Source organism: Pseudomonas sp. PDM20, from assembly GCF_014852575.3.
GTDB lineage: Bacteria > Pseudomonadota > Gammaproteobacteria > Pseudomonadales > Pseudomonadaceae > Pseudomonas.
The window spans coordinates 1,527,660-1,550,198 of record NZ_CM181224.1; the positions used below are offsets into that span (position 1 = coordinate 1,527,660).

Consider the following 22,539-nt stretch of genomic DNA (forward strand, 5'->3'; position numbering starts at 1 on the left):
TGTCCTCAAGGCACGCTCCGGGGCCCGGGAAGTCCATGCTCAGCACCGAACTCAAGGCCACGATCCAGGGCGCCTACTCGCGTTTCCTCGAGGCCAAGGAACTCAAGCCGCGCTACGGCCAGCGCCTGATGATCGCCGAAGTCGCCAAGGTCCTGGGGACCATCGCCAGCGACGAGGAAGGCCATCGCCTGGGCGATGCCGCCGTGGTCGCCGTGGAAGCCGGAACCGGCACCGGCAAGACCGTCGCCTACAGCCTCGCCGCCATCGCCTGCGCCAAGGCCGCCGGCAAGCGCCTGGTCGTCGCCACCGCCACCGTCGCCCTGCAGGAGCAGATCGTCCACAAGGACCTGCCCGACCTGCTGCGCAACTCCGGCCTGTCGTTCAGCTTCGCCCTGGCCAAGGGGCGCGGGCGCTACATGTGCCTGTCCAAGCTCGACCACCTGCTGCAGGAAGGCCAGGCGCAGAGCGCCACCGCCCAGCTGTTCGAGGAGGAAGGTTTCCGCATCGACGTGGACGAGACCTCCACCAAGCTGTTCAACCAGATGATCGAGCGCCTGGCGGGCAACCGTTGGGACGGCGACCGCGACTCCTGGCCCGAGGCCATCGAGGACGCGCAGTGGGCGCAGGTCACCACCGACCACAGCCAGTGCACCAACCGCCATTGCCCGAACTTCCAGCAGTGCGCCTTCTACAAGGCGCGTGAAGGCATGACCAAGGTCGACGTGATCGTCACCAACCATGACCTGGTGCTGGCCGACCTCGCCCTGGGCGGCGGCGCGATCCTGCCGGACCCGCGCGACACCCTCTACGTGTTCGACGAAGGCCACCACCTACCGGACAAGGCCATCGGCCATTTCGCTCACTTCACCCGCCTGCGCGCCACCGCCGACTGGCTGGGCCAGGTGGAGAAGAACCTGACCAAGCTGCTGGCGCAGAACCCGCTGCCGGGTGACCTCGGCCGCTTGATCGAGCAGGTGCCGGAGCTGGCCCGCGAGCTGCGCACGCACCAGCAATTCATGTTCACCGCCTGCGAGGAGGTCGGCGATTTCCGCGCCGGCGAGGACATGGAAGGCCGCGAGCGGCCGCGCCATCGCTTCGAGGGCGGGGTGATTCCCGAGCACATCCGCGAGATGGGCATCGAGCTGAAGAAGGGCTTCTCCAAGCTCACCGACCTCTTCACCCGCCTCACCGAACTGCTCAAGGAAGCCATGGACGGGGAGGGCAGCGTCGGTATCGCCAGCCACCAGGCCGAGGAGTGGTACCCGCTGTTCGGCAGCCTGCTGTCCCGCGCCCAGGGCAACTGGGAGCTGTGGACCGCCTTCACCTGCGAGGACCCGGAAGACAGCCCGCCCATGGCGCGCTGGCTGACCCTCGCCGAGAGCGGCACCTTCTATGACATCGAGGCCAACGCCAGCCCGATCCTCGCCGCCGAGACCTTGCGCCGCAACCTGTGGAACGTGGCCTACGGCGTGCTGGTGACCTCCGCAACCCTCACGGCGCTGGGCACCTTCGACCGCTACCGCATGCGCGCCGGCCTGCCGCGCGCCGCCGTTACCGCCGTGGTGCCGAGCCCGTTCCACCATGCCGACGCCGGCGTGCTGCGCGTGCCCGACCTCAAGGCCGACCCGCGCGATGCTGCTGCCCATACCGCGGCGATCATCCGCGAGCTGCCGGAGATCGTCGAAGGCTCGCGCGGCTCGCTGATCCTGTTCTCCTCGCGCAAGCAGATGCAGGAAGTCTTCGACGGCCTGGACCGCGATTGGCGCAAGCGCGTGCTGATCCAGGGCAACCTGTCCAAGCAGGAAACCCTGAACAAGCACCGTTCGCGGGTCGACGATGGCGAACCGAGCGTGCTGTTCGGCCTGGCCAGCTTCTCCGAAGGCGTGGACCTGCCCGGCGCCTATTGCGAGCATGTGGTGATCGCCAAGATCCCCTTTGCCGTGCCGGACGACCCGGTGGAAGCGGCGCTGTCGGAATGGATCGAGGCGCGCGGCGGCAATCCCTTCATGGAGATCGCCGTGCCCGACGCCTCGCTGCGCCTGGTGCAGGCCTGCGGCCGCCTGCTGCGGACCGAGCAGGACCGCGGCACCATCACCCTGCTGGACCGCCGCGTGGTGACGCAGCGCTACGGCAAGGCCATCCTGAACGCGTTACCCCCATTCCGCCGAGAAATCGCTTGAGTGTGCGGGAGCGAGCTCCCGCGCTTGCTGTCAAACGAACGCCCGCCGCCCGGCGGGCGTGTTGCAAGGACTCGAATCCATGACATCGATGCGTTGGCATCTGCCTCTGCTGCTCAGCCTGGCCATCGCCAGCGCCCCGGCCTGGTCGGCTGGCGGCAATGAAACCCTCTTCAACTTCGTCAAGCCGATGGCCGTGGTCAGCGTCACCACGCAGAACGCCGACCTGCCCAGCTCCACCGCCGAGGCCACACCCGAGGGCGAAATCCTCCGCCGGGTGAACTTCAACCCCGCGCCGCAACCGACCCTGCGTCTCGCGCCTTCCAGCGGCAGCTGGGACTGGTCCCAGGCCGACAGTGTCAGCCTGCGCCTGCAGAACGCCATGGACTGGGCCATCACCCTGGAAGTGGAAATCGAAGGCGTCGCCGGTGCTCCCGGCCTGCGCGCGAGCATCGCCCTGCCGCCGGGCCCGGCGCAGACCCTGGTGATCCCGCTGCACGCCATCGCCCCGGAAGACTTCGGCATGCGTGCCGGCGTGCCCATGCCCGTCACCCAGGACGGCCAGCGCCTGCTGCTGGCGAGCAAGGTCACCGGCGAGCTGAACCGCAGCCAGGTCGGCGCTGTGAAGCTGTTCCTCACCGCGCCCAAGGCGGCGCAGGACATCCTCGTCGGCCGCTTCGGCACCCGCGCCGGCAATGACGAGTACCACAAGGCCTACACGGGCATTGTCGACGCTTTCGGCCAGTCCACCCGCAGCGACTGGCCGGAGAAGGTGAAGAGCCCCGAGCAACTGGCCAGCGCCTGGAAAGCCGAAGGCGAGCAACTGAAGAAGTGGCAGCCGGCGCCCGGTCGCGACGCCTTTGGTGGCCTGCTGGACGGCCCGGCCTTCGAAGGCACCGGCTTCTTCCGCACCGAAAAGCGCAACGGCCGCTGGTGGCTGGTGACGCCGGAAGGGCATTCGTTCTGGTCCATGGGCGTCAACGCGGTGAACGCCGACAGCAGCCAGACCTACGTGGAAGGCCGCGAGTACATGTTCGCCAGCCTGCCCAAGGAGGACGAGCCATTGGCCGCCTTCTATGGCCAGCGCGATGACCGCAGTGGTGTCGGCGCCCAGCAGGGCCGCGCGTTCGGCAACGGCCGCTGGTTCGACTTCTACGCCGCCAACCGCTTCCGTGCCGACGGTGGCCTGAGCGCTGACGCCGCCGCGGTCGCCTGGCGCGAACGCACCGTGCAGCGCCTCGGTTCCTGGGGCTTCAACACCCTGGGCGACTGGAGCGATCCGGCCTTCGCCGATGATCCGCGCATGCCGTACAGCGTGCCGCTGTCCATCAGCGGCGACTACGCTACCGTCAGCACCGGCTACGACTGGTGGGGCGCCATGCCCGATCCGTTCGACCCGCGCTTCGCCATGGCCGCCGAGCGCGCCATCGCCATCGCCGCCCGCGATCACCGCGAGGATGCCTGGCTGCTGGGTTACTACGCCGACAACGAACTGGCCTGGGCTGGTCGTGGCGACGATGACCAGGCGCACTTCGCCCTGGCTTTCGGCACACTCAAGTTGTCCACCGATAGCCCGGCCAAACGTGCCTTCATCAAGCAGCTCAAGGACAAGTACGAGGATCACGAGCAGCTCGCCGAGGCCTGGGGCGTGCAGCTGGGCTCCTGGGAGGACCTCGACGCGCCGGGCTACCAGGCACCGGTCCCGAGCGAGGCGCACCCGGCCATCGCCCAGGACTACAGCGCCTTCCTGCGGCTGTACGCCGACCAGTACTTCAAGACCCTGAAGGACTCGCTGAAGTGGCACGCGCCGAACCACCTGCTGCTCGGCCCGCGTTTCGCCGTCAGCACGCCGGAAGCACTGGCCTCCTGTGCGCAGTATTGCGACATCCTCAGCTTCAACCTCTACGTGCCGCTGCCGCAGCAGGGGTTCGACGCCAACTACGTGCGCAGCCTGGACAAGCCGGTGCTGATCACCGAATTCCACTTCGGCTCCCGCGATCGCGGGCCGTTCTGGGGCGGTGTCGCCGAGGTGTACAACGAGCAGCAGCGTGGCGAGGCGTACCAGCGCTTCCTCGCCGAGGCCGCGAAGGAGCCGAACATCGTCGGCGCGCACTGGTTCCAGTACCTCGACCAGCCGGTGACCGGCCGCCTGCTCGACGGCGAGAATGGTCACATCGGCCTGGTCGGCATCACCGACCTGCCGTTCACCGGCTTCGTCGACGCCGTGCGCAAGGCCAACCAGCAGACGCTCAAAGGCATCGACGAACAGGCCCGCGCCGCCGCCAAGGTGGCGCCGGAACCGCAGCCCAAAGCCGCGCCCGCCGGGGACGACAGCGACGACGAGGAACAGGCCTCGGAGCAATGATCCGTCATTCGTGAAGCCACACCCCGCCTTCGGCAGGGTTCCCAGGGGCGGAACGCGCTGAAAGAATGGCGTCTTCCGCACTTTCCGTCCCTGAGTATGTGCATTTCCGGAGCCTGAAATGACCCTGAACGGCCACTGTGATCCGCGCTTCACCCCCGTTGCCGACGCCTTCAGTGCACTGTTCGAAGACCCACAGGAGCGCGGCGCAGCGCTGTGCATCCAGGTCGGCGGCGAAACCGTGGTCGATCTCTGGGCCGGCAGCGCGGGCAAGGAGCCGGGCCAGGACTGGCAGGCCGACACGCTGCTCAACCTGTTCTCCTGCACCAAGACCTTCGCCGCCGTTGCCGCGCTGCAACTGGTGGGCGAGGGCCGGCTGGAACTGGACGCCCCGGTTGCGCGTTACTGGCCGGAGTTCGAGCAGGCCGGCAAGCAGAGCATCAGCGTGCGCCAGCTCCTCTGTCATCGCGCTGGGCTGCCGGCGATCCGCCAGCCGCTGGCGCCCGAGGCGCTGTATGACTGGTCGAGCATGACCGCCGCACTGGCTGCCGAGACGCCCTGGTGGACGCCGGGCGCCGAACACGGCTACGCACCCATTACCTACGGCTGGCTGATCGGCGAAGTGATCCGTCGTGTCGACGGTCGCGAGCCGGGCTCCGCCATCATCGCGCGCACCGCCGAGCCGCTGGGGCTGGATTTCCATATCGGCCTGGATGACAGCGAATTCCACCGCGTCGCGCACATCGCGCGGGGCAAGGGCAACCTGGGGGACGCTGCCGCGCAACGCCTGTTGCGGACCATGATGACCGACGCCGCCGCGCTCTCCACCCGCGCCTTCACCAATCCGCCTTCGGTGCTCACCAGCACCAACAAGCCCGAATGGCGGCGCATGTCGCAGCCGGCGGCCAACGGCCATGGCAATGCGCGCTCGCTGGCCGGTTTCTACACGGGCCTGCTACAGGGCAAATTGCTGGACGAAGCGCTGCTGGCCGAACTCACCCGCGAGCATGCCGTTGGCGAGGATCGAACTCTATTGACCTGTACGCGTTTCGGGCTGGGTTGCATGCTTGACCAACCGAGCGTGGCGAACGCCACCTACGGCCTTGGCCCGCAGGCCTTCGGGCATCCGGGCGCCGGTGGCTCCATCGGTTTCGTCGATCCCGAGCGCGAGCTGGCGCTGGGCTTCGTCGTCAACACCCTCGGCCCCTATGTGCTGATGGACCCGCGCGCCCAGCGCCTGGCCCGCCTCGCCGGCGACTGCCTGTAACGACGAGCGGGAGGAACCTTCCCCCCGCTGCGCCTTCTTAAGGTCGTCCGCAATTGCCGTCGCGCTGGTCGCGACGGTCCTCCCCTGCGCACAGCTATGCGCCGCTCGTCAGTTCGGGATTAAAATCTCGTTCCAACTGAGTAAGTTATGTACAACTCTTAAGCTGATTGCTGAAGTCAGGGTGCCGCTGCCTGCCAGCTGCACCCGGCCTCTCTTCATGTTCCGACTTTATGGAATCGCTCCCATGAACCTGCTGTTCTCGAATTCGCTGAAAGTCTCCACCCTTGCGCTGTGCGTCGGTCTTTCCGCCTGCAGCCAGTTCCAGTCTCAGGATCAGGCCAAGGACCCGGCGAAAACCATGGAAAGCGCTGCAGCTGCCGCCAAGCCCGGCACCGGCCACTGGTGGTGGCCCTTCGGTGGCGACGAGGAAGTGAGCGCTGCGGCCCCCGCGCCGGAGAAAAAGCCCGTCGAAGCGACCAAGGTCGCCGCCGCTGGCAGCCAGCAGCCCGGTGGCCACTGGTGGTGGCCGTTCGGCGTGAGCGACAGCAAGCCGGGCGCCGAGAAGGCGGCCAAGCCGCAGGACACCAAGGTCAGCAAGGAATGGCTGGACCAGCATGAGCAGTCCCTGCGTGCCGCCGTTGCAGGCAGCAAGTTCACCGTCGAGCGCCGCGAGAACGCCCTGGTGCTGATCGCGCCGGTGGAAGGCTCGTTCAACCCCAAGCGTCCTGAACTGCTGCTGCCGATCACCCTGGCGCCGCTGGGCAACGTGGCGAAGATGCTGCAGAACGATCCGGAAAGCGGCGTGCTGGTGCTCGGCCACAGCGACAGCTCGGGCGACAAGGCGCTCAACGACAAGGTCAGCCTGCAGCGTGCCCAGGCGGTGTCCTCGATCTTCCGCCTGAGCGGCCTGGGCGCCGACCGCCTGCGCCTGAAGGGCGTCGGCTCGAGCCTGCCGCGCGCCGACAATGCCAGCGCCGAAGGCCGCGCGCTGAACCGCCGCGTCGAAGTGCTGGTGACCCAGCGCACCAGCCTGCTGGCACTCGCCCAGGCCAACTGATCCCTTGTGCGACTAGCGTCATTCCCGCTGGAATGACGCTTGTCGTGGATCAAGCGCGAAGGCGCAACTCTGGATAAGCTTAGGGACTTCTTCTGCAGGAGATTTCCGATGGCCCAGACCCTGGCCGATATGCGCCGCGAATACACCCGTGACGGACTGACCGAGACCCAGGCGCCCGCCGAACCGTTCAGCCTGTTCAACCAGTGGTTCGAGGACGCGGTGAAGACCGAGCAACTGCCGGTCGAGCCCAACGCGATGATGCTCGCCACTGCGGACGCCGACGGCCAGCCGCACTGCCGCGTGCTCCTGCTCAAGGGCCTGGACGAGCGCGGCTTCACCTTCTTCAGCAACTACGAAAGCGCCAAGGGCCAGCAGCTCGGGGAAAACCCGCGCGCGGCCATGACCTTCTTCTGGCCGGCCCTGGAACGCCAGGTGCGCATCGAGGGACGGGTCGAGAAGGTCTCCAGCGAAGAATCCGCTGCCTACTACCGTGTGCGCCCGCTGGGCAGTCGCCTGGGTGCCTGGGCTTCGCCGCAAAGCCGGGTGATCGACGGCCGTGGCGAGCTGGAGCAACTGCTGGCCGAGACCGAGCAACGCTTTGCCGACACGGCACCGTCCTGCCCGGATTTCTGGGGTGGCTTCCGCCTGCTGCCGAGCCGCATCGAGTTCTGGCAGGGCCGGCCGAGCCGCCTGCACGATCGCCTCAACTACCGCCACGAAAATGGAGCCTGGGTGCGCGAGCGCCTGGCGCCCTGATTCGCTGGTTGTGCCGATGCGCTTTTTGTAGGACCGAGGGCTCGCCCAGTCCTTGCTCGCGAACCAGGTCTCGCTGAGGCGGTTCGCGAGCAAGCTCGCTCCTATCGAACCATGTCTGTCTGTCGCGCGGTGTAGGATGCCCTTCATCCTCCCGCACAACGGACCTGTCCCCCATGAAAGTCGTCATCGCTCCCGACTCCTTCAAGGAAAGCCTCTCCGCCCCCGAGGTCGCCGAGGCCATTTCCCGTGGCTGGCTGCGCGCGCGGCCTGGCGACGAAACCCTGCTGCGGCCCATGGCCGACGGCGGCGAAGGCACGGTGGACGCGGTGCTGGCGGCGCGGCCGGGCGAGCGGCGCGAGCTGGATGTCTGCGGCCCGCTGGAGCAGCCGGTGAAAGCCCACTGGGGTTGGCTGGAGGACGCCACCGCGGTGATCGAGATGGCCGCCGCCAGTGGCCTGCACTGGGTCCCGGAAGGGCAGCGCGACGCCACCCGCACCACCAGTCGCGGCACCGGCGAGCTGATCCGCGAGGCGCTGGATGCGGGTGCGAAGAAGATCATCATCGGTCTGGGCGGCAGTGCTACCAACGACGGCGGCCTGGGCTTGCTGCAGGCGCTGGGCGTGAGTTTCTTCGATGGCCAGGGCAAGGAGCTGGGCGCCGGCGGCGCGCGGCTCGCGGAACTGGAGCGCATCGAGCTGTCGAGCCTCGATCCGCGACTGGCCTCAGTCGAGGTCGAAGTGGCTGCCGACGTGAACAATCCCCTTTGCGGCCCCCACGGCGCCTCGGCCGTCTTCGGCCCGCAGAAAGGTGCGAACCCGGCGCAGGTGCAGCAGCTGGATGCCGCACTCAAACGCTTCGCCGAAGTCGCTGCGCTCGCACTCGGGCAGGATCACAGCCTGTTCCCCGGCGTCGGTGCAGCGGGTGGCCTGGGCTTCGCCTGCCGGGCTTTCCTCAAGGCGCGCTTCCGTCCGGGCATCGAGCTGATTGCCGAGCTATCGGAGCTGGAGGCGTCGCTGGCCGGCGCGTCGCTGGTCATCACCGGGGAAGGGCGGCTGGATGGCCAGAGCCTGCACGGCAAGACGCCGGTGGGCGTGGCCCATGTCGCCCGGCGCGCGGGTGTGCCGGTGATCGCACTGGCCGGTAGCGTGGGCGAAGGGCTGGCCGAATTGCGTGAAGCGGGGATCGAAGCGGCGTTCAGCCTGGCGCCGGGGCCCATCACCCTGGCCGATGCCTGCGCTCGGGCGGCGCAGGAACTGGAAAACCGCGCCGAGGCGCTGGCGCGCTTCTGGTCGCTGGCTCAGGCCGCGCGGTAATCGTCGGCGGCGCGCTGCAGCCAGTCGGGAAGGTCGCGCCGCTTCACCTTCTCGCGCTTGGCATCGGCCAGGCGCTGCAACAGATAGATACGTTTCTGCGGATCATCGCCCGCCAGCGACAGCGCCAGGTCGCGGTCCATCCAGCGGCGGATGCGCCAGTAGATCCACCAGTGGAAATACAGGCCGGCGGCGGTGGTGACGACGATGATGAAATAGTCCATGAACGGCTGCTCCTTCTGCGGCTGCAAGGCTAACCCATCGTGCTGCACGAAAAACTGAGCCAGGGCAGGCGTTTTCCGACGATCTGGCACAAACTGTACGAAAGCTGAATCGAGATCAGCATGTTTCATGACCTGGCGTGACAGGCGGGCTGCCGTCGGAGTCTAATAGCCGTAGCCCTACTCGGAGGTTCCCTAATGCGTAAAACTGCCCTGATCGCCGTGACTTTCGCTGCCCTGGCCATGACCCTCGGTGGTTGCCAGTCCAGTCTGACCGGCGACACCTACACCCGTGAAGAAGCACGCACCGTGCAGAACGTTCGCATGGGTACCATCCAGGCCCTGCGCCCGGTGAAGATCGAAGGCACCAAGACTCCCATCGGCTCCGTTGCCGGCGCCGCCGTTGGCGGTATCGGCGGCAGCGCCATCGGTGGCGGCAAGGGCAGCTATGTCACTGCCATCATCGGTGCCGTAGCCGGCGGCCTGCTCGGTGCGGCCACCGAAGAAGGCCTGACCCGCACCCAGGGTGTGGAAATCACCGTCCGCGAAGACGACGGCAGCACCCGCGCCTACGTCCAGCAGGTTGACGAAGGCGCCGTGTTTCGCGTCGGCGAGCGCGTGCGCATCCTGACCGTCAACGGTACCAGCCGCGTCGCTCACTGACCGGCAACGGCTGCCCGCCCGTGGCAGCCAGCGAAACCCAGCGCGCGACAGTCGACCCGGCTGTCGCGCGCTATCGTTTGGGGGTTAGGAAAATCCGTCGCAGCCCACTGCGGGCGCGGCTCAAGCTTGCAATTTCGTAATAATTCAATCCATGACGCGTAATCGATAGATATGGATAATCGTCGCCTTTGCAAGCCGGCCGCCTTTGCGCGGTGTTGCCTGTCTGAACGCCGTCCGGCGGTGAAAAGGAGTGGGTCATGACGTTGGCGCTGATCATCGCGCTGCCTTTCTTCGGGGTATTGCTGCCGCTGCTGGCCGAGCGTTTCGGCCGAACCGCCTGCGCCGCCGCCACCGGATTGGTGCCGCTGCTGGGCTTGATCCTGCTGCTGGGCCAGCGCTCGGTGCTCGGCGCCGATCCGCAGGTGCAGCGCCTGGAGTGGCTGCCGGAGCTGGGCCTGAACCTCAGCCTGCGCCTGGACGGCCTGGGCTTCCTGTTCGCCCTGCTGATCCTCGGCATCGGTCTGCTGGTGATCCTCTACGCCCGCTATTACCTGTCCGAGAGGGAGCCCGCCGGGCGTTTCTTCGCCTTCCTGTTGCTGTTCATGGGCGCCATGCTCGGCGTGGTGCTGAGCGAAAACCTGCTGCTGATGCTGGTGTTCTGGGAGCTGACCAGCCTGTCGTCGTTCCTGCTGATCGGCTTCTGGGGCCATCGCTCGGATGCGCGCAAGGGCGCGCGCATGTCCCTGGCGGTCACCGGTGGTGGCGGCCTGGCGCTACTCGCCGGCATCCTGCTGATCGGCCATGTGGTCGGCAGCTTCGAACTCACCACCGTGCTCGGTGCCCGTGAGGTGCTGCAGGCCAGCCCGCTGTTCCCGCTGGCGCTGTGCCTGGTACTGCTGGGCGTGTTCACCAAGTCCGCGCAGTTCCCGTTCCACTTCTGGCTGCCCCATGCGATGGCGGCGCCGACGCCGGTGTCGGCCTACCTGCACTCGGCGACCATGGTGAAGGCCGGCGTATTCCTGCTGGCGCGCCTGTACCCGCTGCTGTCGGGCAACGACCTGTGGTTCTACCTGGTCAGCCTGACGGGTCTTGCGACCCTGCTGATGGGCGCCTTCATGGCGCTGTTCCAGAACGACCTCAAGGGCCTGCTGGCCTACTCGACCATCAGCCACCTGGGCCTGATCACCCTGCTGTTCGGCCTGGATTCGCCCATGGCCAACGTCGCGGCGATCTTCCACATCATCAACCACGCCACCTTCAAGGCCTCGCTGTTCATGGCTGCCGGGATCATCGACCACGAGACCGGCAGCCGCGACATGCGGCGCATCAACGGCATGTGGAAATACATGCCGCACACCGCCGTGCTGGCGATGGTGGCGTCGGCGTCCATGGCGGGCGTGCCGTTGCTCAACGGCTTCCTCAGCAAGGAGATGTTCTTCGGCGAGACCCTGGCGCAGAACATGATGGGCAGCTTCAACTGGGTGATCCCGGCGCTGGCGACCGTGGGCGCGCTGTTCTCGGTGAGCTACTCGGTGCGCTTCATCCACGACGTGTTCTTCAACGGCGAGCCGATCAACCTGCCCAATCCGCACCCCCACGAGCCGCCGCGCTACATGAAGGTGCCGGTGGAAATCCTTGTGCTGATCTGCCTGCTGGTGGGCGTCATGCCGGGGGTGATCGTCGGTCCGCTGCTGGCCGGCGCCGCCGCGTCGAGCCTGAACGGCGTGCTGCCCGAATACAGCCTGGCGATCTGGCACGGCTTCAACGCGCCGCTGGCGATGAGCTTCGTCGCCACCGCCGGCGGCGTGCTGCTCTACGTGCTGCGCAAGCCGCTGTTCGACTGGTACGCCGGGCTGCCGGCGGTGGACGCCAAGCTGGTGTTCGAGCAGCAGGTGCAGCGTGTGGTGCACTTCGCGAAGTGCGTGACCGATTACCTGGAGAACGGCTCGCTGCAGCGCTACGCTATGCTGCTGGTGCTGGCCGCCGTGGTGGTGGTGTTCGCCGGCCTCGCGCCGCTGCCGGGCATTGCCGGTGATCGGGCGCAGACGCCGCTGGATGGCATCACCGCGCTGGGCCTGGTCCTGCTGGCCATCGCCGGGCCGCTCACCGTCTGGTTCCATCGCCAGCGCCTGACCGCGCTGGTGATCCTCAGCATCGCCGGGTTGCTGGTGGCGCTGGCCTTCGCCCGCTTCGCCGCACCGGACCTGGCGCTGACCCAGCTGTCGGTGGAAGTGGTGACCATGGTCCTGCTGATGCTGGCGCTGTACTACCTGCCGGCGCGCACGCCGAAGACCTCCAGCAGCCTGCGCCGCCTGCGCGATTTCGTGATCGCCATTGGCGCCGGCGTGATGGTCACGCTGCTGACCTATGCCGTGCTCACGCGCCCCTACGACAGCATTGCCGGCTACTACCTGGAAAACAGCGTCTCCGGTGGTGGCGGGCACAACGTGGTGAATGTGATCCTGGTGGACTTCCGCGGCTTCGATACCCTCGGCGAGATCACCGTGCTGGCGATTGCCGCCGTCGGCATCTTCGCACTGCTCGACGGCCTGCGCCTGCTGCGCCGCGAGGGTGACGACGAAGGCCGCGCCTGGGCGAAAGACCGCTTCCCGCCGATCCTCGCCACGCTGTCGCGACTGCTGCTGCCGCTGGCGCTGCTGGTCTCGGTGTTCATCTTCCTGCGCGGCCACAACCTGCCGGGTGGAGGCTTCATCGCCGGCCTGATCACTTCGGTGGCGTTGATCCTCCAGTACATCGCCTGCGGCAGCCGCTGGGTGAGCACGCGCCTGCCGCTGGACTACAGCCGTCTCGCCGGCCTCGGGGTGCTGATCGCCGGGCTGACCGGGCTGGGCGCCTGGTTCTTCGGCTTCCCGTTCCTGACTTCGGCATTCGGCCACTTCCACATTCCGCTGGTGGGCGACATCGAACTGGCCACGGCCATGCTCTTCGACCTGGGCGTGTACTTCACCGTGGTTGGCGCGACGCTGCTGATTCTTTCCGGGCTGGGTTCGGTCACCGCGCCGCCGGAGCCGCTGCTGTCCAAGGAGGCGCCCTGATGGAAGCGCTGTTCGCCATCGCCCTCGGCCTGCTGACCGCCAGCGGCGTCTACCTGCTGCTGCGCGCGCGCACTTTCCCGGTGGTGCTGGGGCTGACCCTGCTGTCCTACGCGGTCAACCTGTTCCTCTTCGCCATGGGCCGGCTGGCTGGCGACCCGGCGGTGATCGGTCAGGTCGCCAACGCCGGCGACCCGATCCCCCAGGCGCTGGTGCTGACGGCCATCGTCATCGGCTTTGCCATGACCGCCTTCGTCATCGTGCTGGCCCTGCGTGGATTGGCTGACACCGGCGGCGACCATGTGGATGGCGGCGAAGGGGAGGAAGGCCGATGAATCACTGGCTGATCCTGCCGGTCCTGCTGCCGCTGTTCGCCGGTTGCGCACTGCTGCTCGTGGGCGAGCGCCTGCAGCGCGGCCTGTCGCTGCTCGCCACCCTGGCCCTGCTGCCGCTTTCCGCCGTGCTGCTGCAACAGGCCGACAGCGGCGTGGTGCAGTTCTACGCGCTGGGCAACTGGCAGCCTCCGTTCGGCATCATCCTGGTACTGGACCGCCTCAGCGCGCTGATGATCGCTGCCACCGCACTGCTCGCCAGCCTGTCGCTGATCTACGCGGTGCGTGGGGATGACCGGCGCGGCAAGCGCTTCCATGCGCTGTTCCAGTTCCAGTTGCTCGGTCTGAACGGGGCGTTCCTCACCGGAGACCTGTTCAACCTGTTCGTGTTCTTCGAGATCCTGCTGATCGCCTCCTACGCGCTGCTGCTGCATGGCGGCGGGGCAGGGCGGGTGCGTGCGGGTGTGCATTACGTGGTGCTCAATCTCGTCGGCTCGGCGTTCTTCCTCCTCGCGGTGGGCACGCTCTATGGCATCACCGGCACCCTGAACATGGCGCACATGGCCGAGCGAGTGGCCCAGCTGAGCGCCGAGCAGGCGCCGCTGGTGCGGGCGGCGGCGTTGCTGCTGCTGGTGGTGTTCGGCCTGAAGGCGGCGCTGCTGCCGCTGTACTTCTGGCTGCCCAAAGCCTATGCCGAGGCCAGCGCGCCGGTGGCGGCGTTGTTCTCGATCATGACCAAGGTCGGCATCTACTCGATCCTGCGGGTCTACACGCTGATCTTCGGTGAGCAGGCCGGCGAGCTGGCGAACCTCGCGCAGTCCTGGCTGTGGCCGCTGGCGCTGGCCGGGATAGTCGCCGGTGCGCTGGGCGCGCTGGCGGCGACCACGCTGCAGGGGCTGCTCTCGTACCTGGTGGTGGTCTCTGCCGGCACGCTGCTGGCGGCCATCGCCCTGGGCACGCCGGAGGCGCTTTCCGCCGCGCTTTACTACCTGCTGCACAGCATCTGGGTGGCCGGCGGCCTGTTCCTGCTGGCCGACCTGATTGCTCGCCAGCGCGGTGAGAAGAGTGGCCGGCTGGTGCAGGGCCCGGCGCTGTTGCAACCGCATCTGCTCGGTGGCGCGTTCTTCTTCGGCGCCATTGCCGTTGCCGGCCTGCCGCCGCTGTCGGGCTTCCTCGGCAAGCTGATGCTGCTGCGCTCGGTGAGTGGGGGCAGCGAGGCCATCGCGCTGTGGAGCGTGGTGCTGGTCAGCGGACTGGTGACCATCGTCGCGCTCAGTCGCGCCGGCAGCACGCTGTTCTGGCGCACCGGCCTGAGTGTGCTGGGCAGCGCCAATCGGGAGCCGGTGAAGATGTTTGCGGGCTTCGGCCTGCTGGCCAGCGCACCGCTGATGGTGGTCGCCGCGCGGCCGCTGATCACATATGCACAGGCCACAGCCGTGCAGTTGCTGGACGCCGGGCTCTACCGTCAGGCGATCCTGCTGGGAGGTGGCGCATGATCCGGCGCATCCTTCCGCACCCGCTGCTCAGCGGTGTGCTCCTGCTGAGCTGGCTGCTGCTGGTCAACGACTTCTCCCTCGGCCACTGGCTGCTCGGCGCCTTCCTCGGCCTGAGCATCCCGCTGCTGTGCCGCAACCTGCTGCTGGCCGCGCCGCGCATCCAGCGGCCGGGCTTGCTGCTGCGCTTCATTGGCCTGGTGCTCTACGACATCGTGGTCGCCAACCTGCAGGTGGCGAAACTGGTGCTGGGACCGAAAGCGAAGCTGCAGCCGGGCTTCGTCGAGATTCCCCTGGAGCTGACCGATGACCTGGCCATCAGCATCCTCGCCAGCGTCATCACCCTGACCCCGGGCACCTGTTCGGCCGACCTTTCCGCCGATCGCCGCACGCTGCTGGTCCACGGCATCGACGTGCCGGACCCGCAGGCGCTGGCGGCGGACATCAAGGCGCGCTACGAGGCGCCGCTGAAGGAGGTGTTCGCATGCTCGGTATCGTGATCCCGATCTGCCTGGCGCTGCTGGGTATCGCCGTGCTGCTCACCGTGGTGCGGCTGGTTCGCGGGCCGTCGGTGGCGGACCGCATCCTCGCGCTGGACACCCTGTCGGTGGAAGCCATCGCGCTGATCGTGCTGTTCGGCATCTGGAAGGGCAGCGGCCTGTACTTCGAGGCGGCGCTGCTGATCGCGGTGATGGGCTTCGTCAGCACCGTGGCCCTGTGCAAGTTCCTGCTGCGCGGAGACATCATCGAATGAATGGCGAAATGATCGTGGAAGCGCTGGTCTGCGTGCTGCTGCTGGCGGGGAGCCTGTTTGCGCTACTTGGCGCCATCGGTCTGTACCGCCTGCCGGACTTCTACACGCGCCTGCACGCGCCAACCAAGGCTTCGACCCTGGGCGTGGGCGGCGTGGTGCTGGCCTCGCTGCTGTACTTCAGCACGCGCGGCGAGGGCGTCAGCCTGCATGAGGTGCTGATCACCGTGTTCCTCTTCATCACCGCGCCGGTGAGTGCGCACCTGCTGGCCAAGGCGGCGATGCAGCAGCGCGTGCCGGTGGAGCGGGGAACCAAGGGCAAGCCCTGGGACTGATCCGGAAACATCGGATCGCCCATACAGTTTCGCCACGATTCTGTACCTGTCGGCGGCCGGTGCGCGCCTCCTATACTCCGGGGACCTTTTGACTGGAGCGTCCCGTGCAGCAATCCCGGCCGTTCGCCCTCGCGTGCCTGGTGCTGGCCATGGCGCTCTGGGGCAGTTCCTTCATCGCGCTGAAGTTCGCCTTCCAGGAAATGCCGGCCATGTGGGTGATCTTCGCCCGTATGGCGCTGGGCAGCCTGATCTTCCTCGCCTCCTGGCGCTGGCGTGGACGCATCGACTACCGCCCCGGCGACTGGAAGTGGCTGCTCGCGCTGGCCGCCTGCGAGCCTTGCCTGTACTTCATCTTCGAGTCCCTGGCGCTGCAGCAGACCAGCGCTGCGCAGGCCGGGATGATCACCGCGCTGCTGCCGCTGCTGGTGGCGGTCGGCGCGTTCTTCCTGCTGCATGAGAAGATCGCCCGCAACACCTGGCTGGGCTTCGCCCTGGCGGTGCTCGGCTCGCTCTGGCTGACGCTGGCCAGCGAGCCGGACAGCCATGCGCCCAACCCGCTGCTGGGCAATTTCTACGAGTTGGTGGCAATGCTCTGCGCCACCGGCTACACCCTGTTGCTCAAGCACCTGTCGGCGCGCTACTCGCCCTTTATCCTCACCGCGATGCAGGCATTCATCGGCTCGCTGTTCTTCCTGCCGCTGGCACTGGCGACCTCCGGCCTGCCGCCGGCGCCCGGCCCGACCGGCTGGTTCGCCCTGGTCTACCTGGGCAGCGTGGTCACCGTCGGCGCCTATGGTTTGTACAACTTCGGCGTCAGCCGCCTGCCGGCGAGCCAGGCGACCGGCTTCATCAACCTGATCCCGGTGTTCACCCTGATCTTCGCCGCGCTGCTGCTGGGCGAGGTGCTCAGCGGCCAGCAGGCGCTGGCCGCCGGCCTGGTGTTCATCGGGGTCGCCCTCAGCCAGTGGCGCAGCGCGCCGCCCACATCGCCTGCCGGTGTGCTGGACTGAACCCATTGAACCGCTTGCCCTGCCAGGAGAACGACACGATGGCCACCCAGGAACGCAACTGGACCCGTGAGGCGATCCGCATCATCGAAGCGGATTTCCAGCGCAGCGCCGATACCCACCTGATCCCTCTGGACATGCCCGGCCTGCCGGGCGTGGACCTGTACTTCAAGGACGAGTCGAGCCACCCCACCGGTAGCCTCAAGCACCGCCTGGCGCGCTCGCTGTTCCTCTACGCGCTGTGCAATGGCTGGCTGAAGCCGGGCGCGCCGGTGATCGAGGCGTCCAGCGGCTCGACGGCGATCTCCGAGGCGTACTTCGCGCGACTGCTCGGCCTGCCCTTCATTGCCGTGGTGCCGGCCAGCACCTCGAAGGAGAAGATCGCGCAGATCGCCTTCTACGGCGGCCAGGCGCATCTGGTCGATGACCCGACGCAGATCTACGCCGAGTCCGAGCGCCTGGCGACGGAAACCGGCGGCCACTTCATGGACCAGTTCACCTACGCCGAGCGCGCCACCGACTGGCGGGCGAACAACAACATCGCCGAGTCGATCTTCCAGCAGATGCGCCACGAGCGCTTCCCCGAGCCGTCGTGGCTGGTCTCCAGCCCCGGCACCGGCGGCACCCTGGCGACCCTGGGGCGCTTTGCCCGCTATCGCCGGCATGACACCCGCGTGCTCTGCGCCGACGCCGAGCGCTCGGTGTTCTTCGATTCCTACAAGACCGGCGACCGCGACCTGACCCTGAGCTACGGCTCGCGCATTGAAGGCATCGGTCGCCCACGTGTGGAAGCGTCCTTCCTGCCCAACGTGCTCGACGCCTGCTGCAAGGTGCCGGACGACCTGTCGCTGGCGGCCATGCACTACCTGGCCCGGCGCCTGGGCCGGCATGTCGGCGGCTCCAGCGGCACCAACCTGATCGGCGCGCTGCTGGTGGCGCGGCAGATGGTGGCGCGGCGCGAGAGCGGCTCGGTGGTGGCGATCCTCTGCGACAGCGGCGAGCGCTACGAGACGACCTACTACAACCCGTTGTGGCTGATTTCCCAGGGCTTCGACCTCGATCCGCTGATCGAGGCCGTGCGCCAGTGCGCCGAGCACGGCGCGGCGCTGCCCGGTGATCTGCCCTGCATCGGACTGGACTGATCCCATGGAGGGACGCATGAAAACCATCGGCCTGATCGGCGGTATGAGCTGGGAGTCGACCATTCCCTACTACCGGCAGATCAACGAACGCATCAAGGAACGCCTTGGCGGCCTGCACTCGGCGAAGGTCGCGCTGTACAGCGTGGACTTCCACGAGATCGAGCGCCTGCAGCACGCCGGCGACTGGGACGCTGCCGGCCGTGTGCTGGCTGACGCGGCCCGTTCGCTGAAGGCGGCAGGCGCGGACTTCCTCGTGCTCTGTACCAACACCATGCACAAGGTGGCGCCGGCCATCGAGGCGGCGGTGGATATCCCGCTGCTGCACATCGCCGACCCGACCGCCGAGGCGATCCGTGCGACGGGCGTTGCCACGGTCGGCCTGCTGGGCACGCGCTTCACCATGGAGCAGGCGTTCTACAAGGATCGCCTGGTGGACAGGTTCGGGCTGAAGGTACTGACGCCGAACGAAGCCGACCGCCAGGTGGTGCACCGGATCATCTACGAGGAGCTGTGCCTGGGGCGGATTCGCGACGAATCGCGAGAAGAGTACCGGCGCATCATCGCTGCGCTGGTGGAGCAGGGCGCGGAGGCGGTGATCCTCGGCTGCACGGAGATTTCCCTGCTGGTCGGTCCGGCGGACGCCTCGGTGCCGCTGTTCGACACCACGGCACTGCATGCCCTGCACGCGGCCGACGCCGCCATTTGAGGAGAACTCACAGCATGAGCTTCATCAGCCTGAGGGTGCGTGCGGCGTTCATCATGCACGGCTACGACGAGCAGAACCGCGAGGTGATCGAGCAGGTCGCGGACCCGGACTTCGTCGAGAAGCTGGTGCGCATCGAGCGCATCCAGTCGATCAGCGAGAAGTACGTGCTGGTGACCGCCAGCGATGGCCGGCTGGCGTACTGGGAATACGACGGGGAATTCGCCGTGCTGAAGGCGCGGCTGGTGGCGGCAGGATTGCTGGTCTGACGCCTCTCTGCAGGGCGCCCTACGATCTGGTTTGAGGTTTCCGGTTGCGTAAGAGCGGATTCTGTCCGCGATAGGTCCGAATGGCGCCGGATATCGATCGCGGACGGAGTCCGCTCCTACGTTGCAGGCACGTTTGCAGCGGGCGGCGATCAGTCGCCGCTGGAGCCGCCCGGATAGGCGCAGCCGCGCATGACCTTGTTGTCCAGGCGCAGCTCGGCGGACAGGTTGCTCAGTGCGCCGCTCATGCTGTCCTGGCAGCGTGCCGGAGCGACCCACAGCTCGACCTTCTCGCCGTTGGCCTCGCTGGAATAACTGGTGCTGCCGTCAGGCACGCCTTCGGCGATGTACGGCAGCGCCAGCGACTCCTTGCCCGGCTGCTCGATCAACATGCCCTGGCTGTTCACCAGCACGCTCCAGCCCGGCTCGTTGCCGTGGGCGCGGACCACCGCGCGCTTGAAGTTCGGATCGTCGCAGCCGGAACCTTCGTTCTGCAGGCGATAGACCTTGGCCACTTCCAGCTTGCCATCGGTGCCCTGGGCGCTGCTGCCGCTGAAGCTGCCGCGCAGGTCGGCGTACAGCGAGGTCGCGCCGTCGTTGAACATTTCCAGCGCATCGCGGGGCAGGCCGGTGTTGCCGGTGTCCTCGATACTGAAGCGGCGTTGCTCGGTGCAGCTGCGGAACACCAGCTTGCCGTCCTGGCGGGTCAGTTCGCCCTGCAGGCGGGTGGAGGCGTTAAGATCGGTCTTGTTCGGCGTCCACACCTGGCAGGCGGCGAACAGGGGCAGCAGGCTGAACAGAATGAAACGGCTGGATCGCATGAAACGGGCTCCCTCGAAAGTGCGCCCACGTTACCCAGCGAAGCCGGCCACCTCAAGCTGACACGGAGGATTTCGGATGATTCGTTGCAAGCGCGCCTATGAACCGGCGGCGAAGGAAGACGGCCAGCGGGTGCTGGTGGACCGCCTGTGGCCGCGGGGGATTCGCAAGGAAGACCTGCACATGGAGCAGTGGGCCAAGGAGGCGTCGCCGTCCAACGAACTGCGCCAGCGCTTCCACCACGATCCGAGCTTGTTCGAGGATTTCCGCAAGGCTTACCACGGCGAGCTGAATGCCCATCCGGAACACTGGATGGGCCTGCTCGACCTGGCACGCAAGGGCCCGCTGACGCTGCTCTATGCGGCCAAGGACGAGGAACACAACAACGCGCAGGTGCTGGCGGAGTTTCTGGAAGACGAGCTGGAGAAGCAGGACGAGGGCAGTTCCCCGGTCTGCTATGCCGGCAAGACCGAGTAGGGGACTTGCTCGCGAACCAAGGGAAATCGTCACCGGAGTCGTAGGGCGGATAACGCGTAAGCGTTATCCGCCGCGACAGGTTCGGCGGATAACCTGTTCCAGGTTATGCGCCCTGCGAGGAAGTCCCGTTACCAGATCTTGTACACCTGTCCGCTCTGCTTGCCTTCCACGCTGCGGGCGAAGCCCAGCGCGGCGTCGGCGGCCGGCACCGGCTTGAAGCCGCGGAAGAACGGGCCGTAGCCTTCCATCGATTCCACCAGCACGTTCGGGCTCACCGCGTTGATCCGCTGGCCGCGTGGCAGTTCCAGGGCAGCGCTGCGCACGAAGCCCTCCACCGCACCGTTGACCAGGCTGGCCGAACTGCCCAGTACGATGGGCTGTTCGCTGAGGATACCGGTGGTGAGGGTGAAGGAAGCGCCGTCATTGGCGTACTGGCTGCCGATCAGCACCAGGTTCACCTGGCCCATCAGCTTGTCCTTCAGGCCGACCGCCATTTCCGCCTCGCCCATTTCCGCAAGTGCGCCGAAGTGCACCTTGCCGGCGGCACTGATCAGCGCATCGAAGCCGCCGACCTGCTCGAACAGCGCGCGGATGGAAGCGCTGTCGGTGATGTCCACGCGGTAGTCGCCGCTGTTGCGGCCGACGCGGACGATCTCGTGGCGCTGGCCCAGTTCGTTGGCGACGGCCTGGCCGAGGGTGCCGCTGGCACCGATCAGGATGATTTTCATGAAGGCTCCGAAAGAATTTGGCTGAAGACGGCTTCAGAGTAGAGTGGTCTCCTGTTTAGATAATCATGCTAATCGATAACCTTTGGTTTTCATATGGAAACAATAGCCAGCGACCTGGAAGACCTCTCCGCCTTCGCCGTGCTCCTCGAGTGCGGCAGCTTCACCCGCGCGGCGGAGAAGCTCGGCTGCAGCAAGGGCCAGCTGTCCAAGCGGATTTCCGCGCTGGAACAAGCCCTGGGGGCGACGCTGGTGCACCGTACTACCAGACGCCTGTCGCTGACCGCCGCGGGCGCCGCGCTGTTGCCCGAGGCCCAGGCGCTCAACGCCCAGGCCGCGCGGGCGCGGCAGGCGGTGCTGGCGCTGCAGGAGGAGGCGCAGGGCAAGGTGCGGCTGAGCGTGCCGGTGTCGCTGGGTGAGACCTTCTTCGATGCCTGGCTGATGGAGTTCTCCCGCCAGTACCCCGACATCCGCCTGGAGCTGGACCTGTCCAACGAACGCCGCGATCTGGTGGCCGACGGCTTCGACCTGGCGATCCGCTCCGGAAGCCTGGCGGTGGACGAGCGCCTGGTGGCGCGGCCGCTGTTCGCCCTGCAGGAACTGACCTGCGCCACGCCGGACTACCTCGCTGAGCACGGCGTACCGGAAGTGCCGGCGGAGCTGGCCGGGCATTCCTGCCTGCAGAACACCCATTATCAGGACAGCGACGTCTGGCTCTACCAGCGCCACCACGAACTGTTCCGCGTGACGGTGAGCGGCCTGCTGGCGAGCAACCACTACACCCTGCTGAAGAAGGCGGCACTGGCGGGCGCGGGGATCAGCCGGCTGCCGTCCTACATGATTCAGCAGGAATTGGCTGAAGGCAGCCTCGTCTGGCTGCTGCGCGACTACCAGACCCGGACCCAGCCGGTGTTCCTCATCCACGCCTACCAGAGCCGCCTGCCGCGCCGCACGCAGCTGCTGGCGGACTACCTGTTGCGCTGGTTCGAGCGCAGCCGGATGCAGTTGGTCGCCCTGGAAGGCTGACGTCTTTCAGTAAATTCATTCAGTCGTTCAGCTTCGTTCAGCATTGGTTCAGAGAGGGTTCAGGGGGAGTTCAGGGACCGATCGTTAGGCTTTCACCATCACTTTTGAGAGCCTTCCGAGGTCAACATCATGAACCGTCCCACTCTGCTTCTGACTGCCCTGTTTGCCAGCGCCGCTCTGCTGAGCGGCTGCGCTTCCAACCTGTCGGGTTCTTCCTACTCCCGTGCTGACGCCCGCGCCGTGCAGAACGTGCGCATGGGCACCATCGAATCGCTGCGCCCGGTACAGATCGAAGGCACCAAGACGCCCATCGGCACCCTGGCCGGCGCGGCAGTCGGCGGCATCGCCGGCAACTCCATCGGCGGCGGTCGCGGCAAGGCCATCACCACCATTCTCGGCGGCGTCGCTGGCGGCGCGGCGGGTTCTGCGGTGGAAGAGGGCATCACCCGCACCCAGGGCGTTGAAATCGTGGTTCGCGAGGATGACGGCGGCACCCGTGCCTATGTCCAGGCGGTGGATGCGAACCAGCAGTTCCGCATCGGTGATCGCGTCCGCATCATGACCGTCAACGGCGCCAGCCGCGTCACCCTCTGAGCG

At 67.1% G+C, this 22,539-nt stretch carries 23 protein-coding genes; 20 read left to right on the plus strand and 3 right to left on the minus strand.

Going from position 1 to position 22,539, the window contains the following annotated elements:
• Nucleotides 1-35 precede the first annotated feature (35 nt).
• The 6 genes from dinG to IB261_RS07305 all read left to right on the plus strand — a co-directional run bounded on the left by dinG (nt 36) and on the right by IB261_RS07305 (nt 8,932).
• On the plus strand, nt 36-2,180 hold the full coding sequence (gene dinG / locus IB261_RS07280; protein ID WP_081517739.1) for an ATP-dependent DNA helicase DinG: 2,145 nt from the start codon (nt 36-38) through the stop codon (nt 2,178-2,180).
• Nucleotides 2,181-2,259: 79 nt separating this feature from the next.
• Nucleotides 2,260-4,542 (plus strand): beta-galactosidase, encoded by a 2,283-nt coding sequence (locus IB261_RS07285; protein WP_192381790.1) that lies wholly within the window; start codon nt 2,260-2,262, stop codon nt 4,540-4,542.
• A 118-nt stretch (nt 4,543-4,660) separates the two neighbouring features.
• Nucleotides 4,661-5,806 (plus strand): serine hydrolase domain-containing protein, encoded by a 1,146-nt coding sequence (locus IB261_RS07290; protein WP_192381792.1) that lies wholly within the window; start codon nt 4,661-4,663, stop codon nt 5,804-5,806.
• Between the two features lie 244 nt (nt 5,807-6,050).
• Nucleotides 6,051-6,863, plus strand: a complete 813-nt coding sequence (locus IB261_RS07295; RefSeq protein WP_192381794.1) for an OmpA family protein — start codon at nt 6,051-6,053, stop codon at nt 6,861-6,863.
• 108 nt (nt 6,864-6,971) lie between these two features.
• Complete coding sequence (gene pdxH, locus IB261_RS07300) at nt 6,972-7,619, plus strand: pyridoxamine 5'-phosphate oxidase (RefSeq protein WP_081517743.1); 648 nt, start codon at nt 6,972-6,974, stop codon at nt 7,617-7,619.
• A 173-nt stretch (nt 7,620-7,792) separates the two neighbouring features.
• On the plus strand, nt 7,793-8,932 hold the full coding sequence (locus IB261_RS07305; RefSeq protein ID WP_192381796.1) for a glycerate kinase: 1,140 nt from the start codon (nt 7,793-7,795) through the stop codon (nt 8,930-8,932).
• On the opposite strand, the gene IB261_RS07310 is transcribed toward IB261_RS07305, so the two are convergent.
• The gene (locus tag IB261_RS07310) at nt 8,917-9,153 is read right to left on the minus strand and encodes a hypothetical protein (RefSeq protein ID WP_045209874.1); all 237 of its coding nucleotides are present in this window, start codon (nt 9,151-9,153) and stop codon (nt 8,917-8,919) included. The genes IB261_RS07305 and IB261_RS07310 overlap by 16 nt on opposite strands.
• Before the next feature lie 195 nt (nt 9,154-9,348).
• Between IB261_RS07310 and IB261_RS07315 the strand changes: the two genes are divergently transcribed.
• From IB261_RS07315 to IB261_RS07365, 11 genes are all read left to right on the plus strand, one after another.
• Nucleotides 9,349-9,813 carry an outer membrane lipoprotein gene (locus tag IB261_RS07315; RefSeq protein WP_045209875.1) on the plus strand — a complete coding sequence of 155 codons (465 nt, stop codon included), beginning with the start codon at nt 9,349-9,351 and terminating at the stop codon, nt 9,811-9,813.
• Nucleotides 9,814-10,070: 257 nt separating this feature from the next.
• On the plus strand, nt 10,071-12,869 hold the full coding sequence (locus IB261_RS07320; protein WP_192381798.1) for a monovalent cation/H+ antiporter subunit A: 2,799 nt from the start codon (nt 10,071-10,073) through the stop codon (nt 12,867-12,869).
• Complete coding sequence (locus IB261_RS07325) at nt 12,869-13,201, plus strand: Na+/H+ antiporter subunit C (protein WP_151186199.1); 333 nt, start codon at nt 12,869-12,871, stop codon at nt 13,199-13,201. The genes IB261_RS07320 and IB261_RS07325 overlap by 1 nt, the downstream gene beginning before the upstream one ends.
• The gene (locus tag IB261_RS07330; protein ID WP_192381800.1) at nt 13,198-14,694 is read left to right on the plus strand and encodes a monovalent cation/H+ antiporter subunit D; all 1,497 of its coding nucleotides are present in this window, start codon (nt 13,198-13,200) and stop codon (nt 14,692-14,694) included. The genes IB261_RS07325 and IB261_RS07330 overlap by 4 nt, the downstream gene beginning before the upstream one ends.
• Nucleotides 14,691-15,191, plus strand: a complete 501-nt coding sequence (locus IB261_RS07335) for a Na+/H+ antiporter subunit E (RefSeq protein ID WP_192381802.1) — start codon at nt 14,691-14,693, stop codon at nt 15,189-15,191. The genes IB261_RS07330 and IB261_RS07335 overlap by 4 nt, the downstream gene beginning before the upstream one ends.
• On the plus strand, nt 15,176-15,445 hold the full coding sequence (locus IB261_RS07340) for a K+/H+ antiporter subunit F (protein WP_081517750.1): 270 nt from the start codon (nt 15,176-15,178) through the stop codon (nt 15,443-15,445). The genes IB261_RS07335 and IB261_RS07340 overlap by 16 nt, the downstream gene beginning before the upstream one ends.
• Nucleotides 15,442-15,777, plus strand: a complete 336-nt coding sequence (locus tag IB261_RS07345; RefSeq protein ID WP_081517751.1) for a Na+/H+ antiporter subunit G — start codon at nt 15,442-15,444, stop codon at nt 15,775-15,777. Before IB261_RS07340 ends, IB261_RS07345 begins: the two co-directional genes overlap by 4 nt.
• Before the next feature lie 149 nt (nt 15,778-15,926).
• Nucleotides 15,927-16,787, plus strand: a complete 861-nt coding sequence (locus IB261_RS07350; RefSeq protein ID WP_494515527.1) for an EamA family transporter — start codon at nt 15,927-15,929, stop codon at nt 16,785-16,787.
• Between the two features lie 38 nt (nt 16,788-16,825).
• Nucleotides 16,826-17,926 (plus strand): PLP-dependent cysteine synthase family protein, encoded by a 1,101-nt coding sequence (locus IB261_RS07355; protein WP_081517753.1) that lies wholly within the window; start codon nt 16,826-16,828, stop codon nt 17,924-17,926.
• A 16-nt stretch (nt 17,927-17,942) separates the two neighbouring features.
• The gene (locus tag IB261_RS07360; RefSeq protein WP_192381805.1) at nt 17,943-18,632 is read left to right on the plus strand and encodes an aspartate/glutamate racemase family protein; all 690 of its coding nucleotides are present in this window, start codon (nt 17,943-17,945) and stop codon (nt 18,630-18,632) included.
• Between the two features lie 14 nt (nt 18,633-18,646).
• A complete protein-coding gene (locus IB261_RS07365; RefSeq protein WP_081517755.1) occupies nt 18,647-18,898 on the plus strand; it encodes a hypothetical protein in 252 nt (83 codons plus the stop codon).
• Between the two features lie 149 nt (nt 18,899-19,047).
• Here the strand turns inward: IB261_RS07365 and IB261_RS07370 are convergent, their stop codons facing one another.
• On the minus strand, nt 19,048-19,716 hold the full coding sequence (locus IB261_RS07370; RefSeq protein ID WP_017521068.1) for a COG3650 family protein: 669 nt from the start codon (nt 19,714-19,716) through the stop codon (nt 19,048-19,050).
• Nucleotides 19,717-19,792: 76 nt separating this feature from the next.
• Here IB261_RS07370 and IB261_RS07375 point away from each other — a divergent pair, with 76 nt between their 5' ends.
• Nucleotides 19,793-20,191, plus strand: coding sequence for a DUF488 domain-containing protein (locus tag IB261_RS07375; protein ID WP_151186201.1), 399 nt, complete (start codon nt 19,793-19,795; stop codon nt 20,189-20,191).
• 128 nt (nt 20,192-20,319) lie between these two features.
• On the opposite strand, the gene IB261_RS07380 is transcribed toward IB261_RS07375, so the two are convergent.
• Nucleotides 20,320-20,919 carry a short chain dehydrogenase gene (locus tag IB261_RS07380; RefSeq protein WP_081517757.1) on the minus strand — a complete coding sequence of 200 codons (600 nt, stop codon included), beginning with the start codon at nt 20,917-20,919 and terminating at the stop codon, nt 20,320-20,322.
• 93 nt (nt 20,920-21,012) lie between these two features.
• On the opposite strand from IB261_RS07380, the gene IB261_RS07385 reads away from it, so the two are divergent.
• Together IB261_RS07385 and IB261_RS07390 are read left to right on the plus strand one after the other, a co-directional pair.
• A complete protein-coding gene (locus IB261_RS07385; protein ID WP_192210075.1) occupies nt 21,013-21,942 on the plus strand; it encodes a LysR family transcriptional regulator in 930 nt (309 codons plus the stop codon).
• A gap of 129 nt (nt 21,943-22,071) precedes the next feature.
• Nucleotides 22,072-22,536 carry an outer membrane lipoprotein gene (locus IB261_RS07390; RefSeq protein ID WP_081517759.1) on the plus strand — a complete coding sequence of 155 codons (465 nt, stop codon included), beginning with the start codon at nt 22,072-22,074 and terminating at the stop codon, nt 22,534-22,536.
• The last annotated feature ends 3 nt before the right edge of the window (nt 22,537-22,539 follow it).

Bases quoted from the DNA above. Each gene is read 5' to 3' on its own strand.
- dinG (WP_081517739.1), top strand. From the start codon at position 36: ATGCTCAGCACCGAACTCAAGGCCACGATCCAGGGCGCCTACTCGCGT.
- IB261_RS07285 (WP_192381790.1), top strand. From the start codon at position 2,260: ATGACATCGATGCGTTGGCATCTGCCTCTGCTGCTCAGCCTGGCCATC.
- IB261_RS07290 (WP_192381792.1), top strand. From the start codon at position 4,661: ATGACCCTGAACGGCCACTGTGATCCGCGCTTCACCCCCGTTGCCGAC.
- IB261_RS07295 (WP_192381794.1), top strand. From the start codon at position 6,051: ATGAACCTGCTGTTCTCGAATTCGCTGAAAGTCTCCACCCTTGCGCTG.
- pdxH (WP_081517743.1), top strand. From the start codon at position 6,972: ATGGCCCAGACCCTGGCCGATATGCGCCGCGAATACACCCGTGACGGA.
- IB261_RS07305 (WP_192381796.1), top strand. From the start codon at position 7,793: ATGAAAGTCGTCATCGCTCCCGACTCCTTCAAGGAAAGCCTCTCCGCC.
- IB261_RS07310 (WP_045209874.1), bottom strand. From the start codon at position 9,153: ATGGACTATTTCATCATCGTCGTCACCACCGCCGCCGGCCTGTATTTC.
- IB261_RS07315 (WP_045209875.1), top strand. From the start codon at position 9,349: ATGCGTAAAACTGCCCTGATCGCCGTGACTTTCGCTGCCCTGGCCATG.
- IB261_RS07320 (WP_192381798.1), top strand. From the start codon at position 10,071: ATGACGTTGGCGCTGATCATCGCGCTGCCTTTCTTCGGGGTATTGCTG.
- IB261_RS07325 (WP_151186199.1), top strand. From the start codon at position 12,869: ATGGAAGCGCTGTTCGCCATCGCCCTCGGCCTGCTGACCGCCAGCGGC.
- IB261_RS07330 (WP_192381800.1), top strand. From the start codon at position 13,198: ATGAATCACTGGCTGATCCTGCCGGTCCTGCTGCCGCTGTTCGCCGGT.
- IB261_RS07335 (WP_192381802.1), top strand. From the start codon at position 14,691: ATGATCCGGCGCATCCTTCCGCACCCGCTGCTCAGCGGTGTGCTCCTG.
- IB261_RS07340 (WP_081517750.1), top strand. From the start codon at position 15,176: ATGCTCGGTATCGTGATCCCGATCTGCCTGGCGCTGCTGGGTATCGCC.
- IB261_RS07345 (WP_081517751.1), top strand. From the start codon at position 15,442: ATGAATGGCGAAATGATCGTGGAAGCGCTGGTCTGCGTGCTGCTGCTG.
- IB261_RS07350 (WP_494515527.1), top strand. From the start codon at position 15,927: ATGGCGCTCTGGGGCAGTTCCTTCATCGCGCTGAAGTTCGCCTTCCAG.
- IB261_RS07355 (WP_081517753.1), top strand. From the start codon at position 16,826: ATGGCCACCCAGGAACGCAACTGGACCCGTGAGGCGATCCGCATCATC.
- IB261_RS07360 (WP_192381805.1), top strand. From the start codon at position 17,943: ATGAAAACCATCGGCCTGATCGGCGGTATGAGCTGGGAGTCGACCATT.
- IB261_RS07365 (WP_081517755.1), top strand. From the start codon at position 18,647: ATGAGCTTCATCAGCCTGAGGGTGCGTGCGGCGTTCATCATGCACGGC.
- IB261_RS07370 (WP_017521068.1), bottom strand. From the start codon at position 19,716: ATGCGATCCAGCCGTTTCATTCTGTTCAGCCTGCTGCCCCTGTTCGCC.
- IB261_RS07375 (WP_151186201.1), top strand. From the start codon at position 19,793: ATGATTCGTTGCAAGCGCGCCTATGAACCGGCGGCGAAGGAAGACGGC.
- IB261_RS07380 (WP_081517757.1), bottom strand. From the start codon at position 20,919: ATGAAAATCATCCTGATCGGTGCCAGCGGCACCCTCGGCCAGGCCGTC.
- IB261_RS07385 (WP_192210075.1), top strand. From the start codon at position 21,013: ATGGAAACAATAGCCAGCGACCTGGAAGACCTCTCCGCCTTCGCCGTG.
- IB261_RS07390 (WP_081517759.1), top strand. From the start codon at position 22,072: ATGAACCGTCCCACTCTGCTTCTGACTGCCCTGTTTGCCAGCGCCGCT.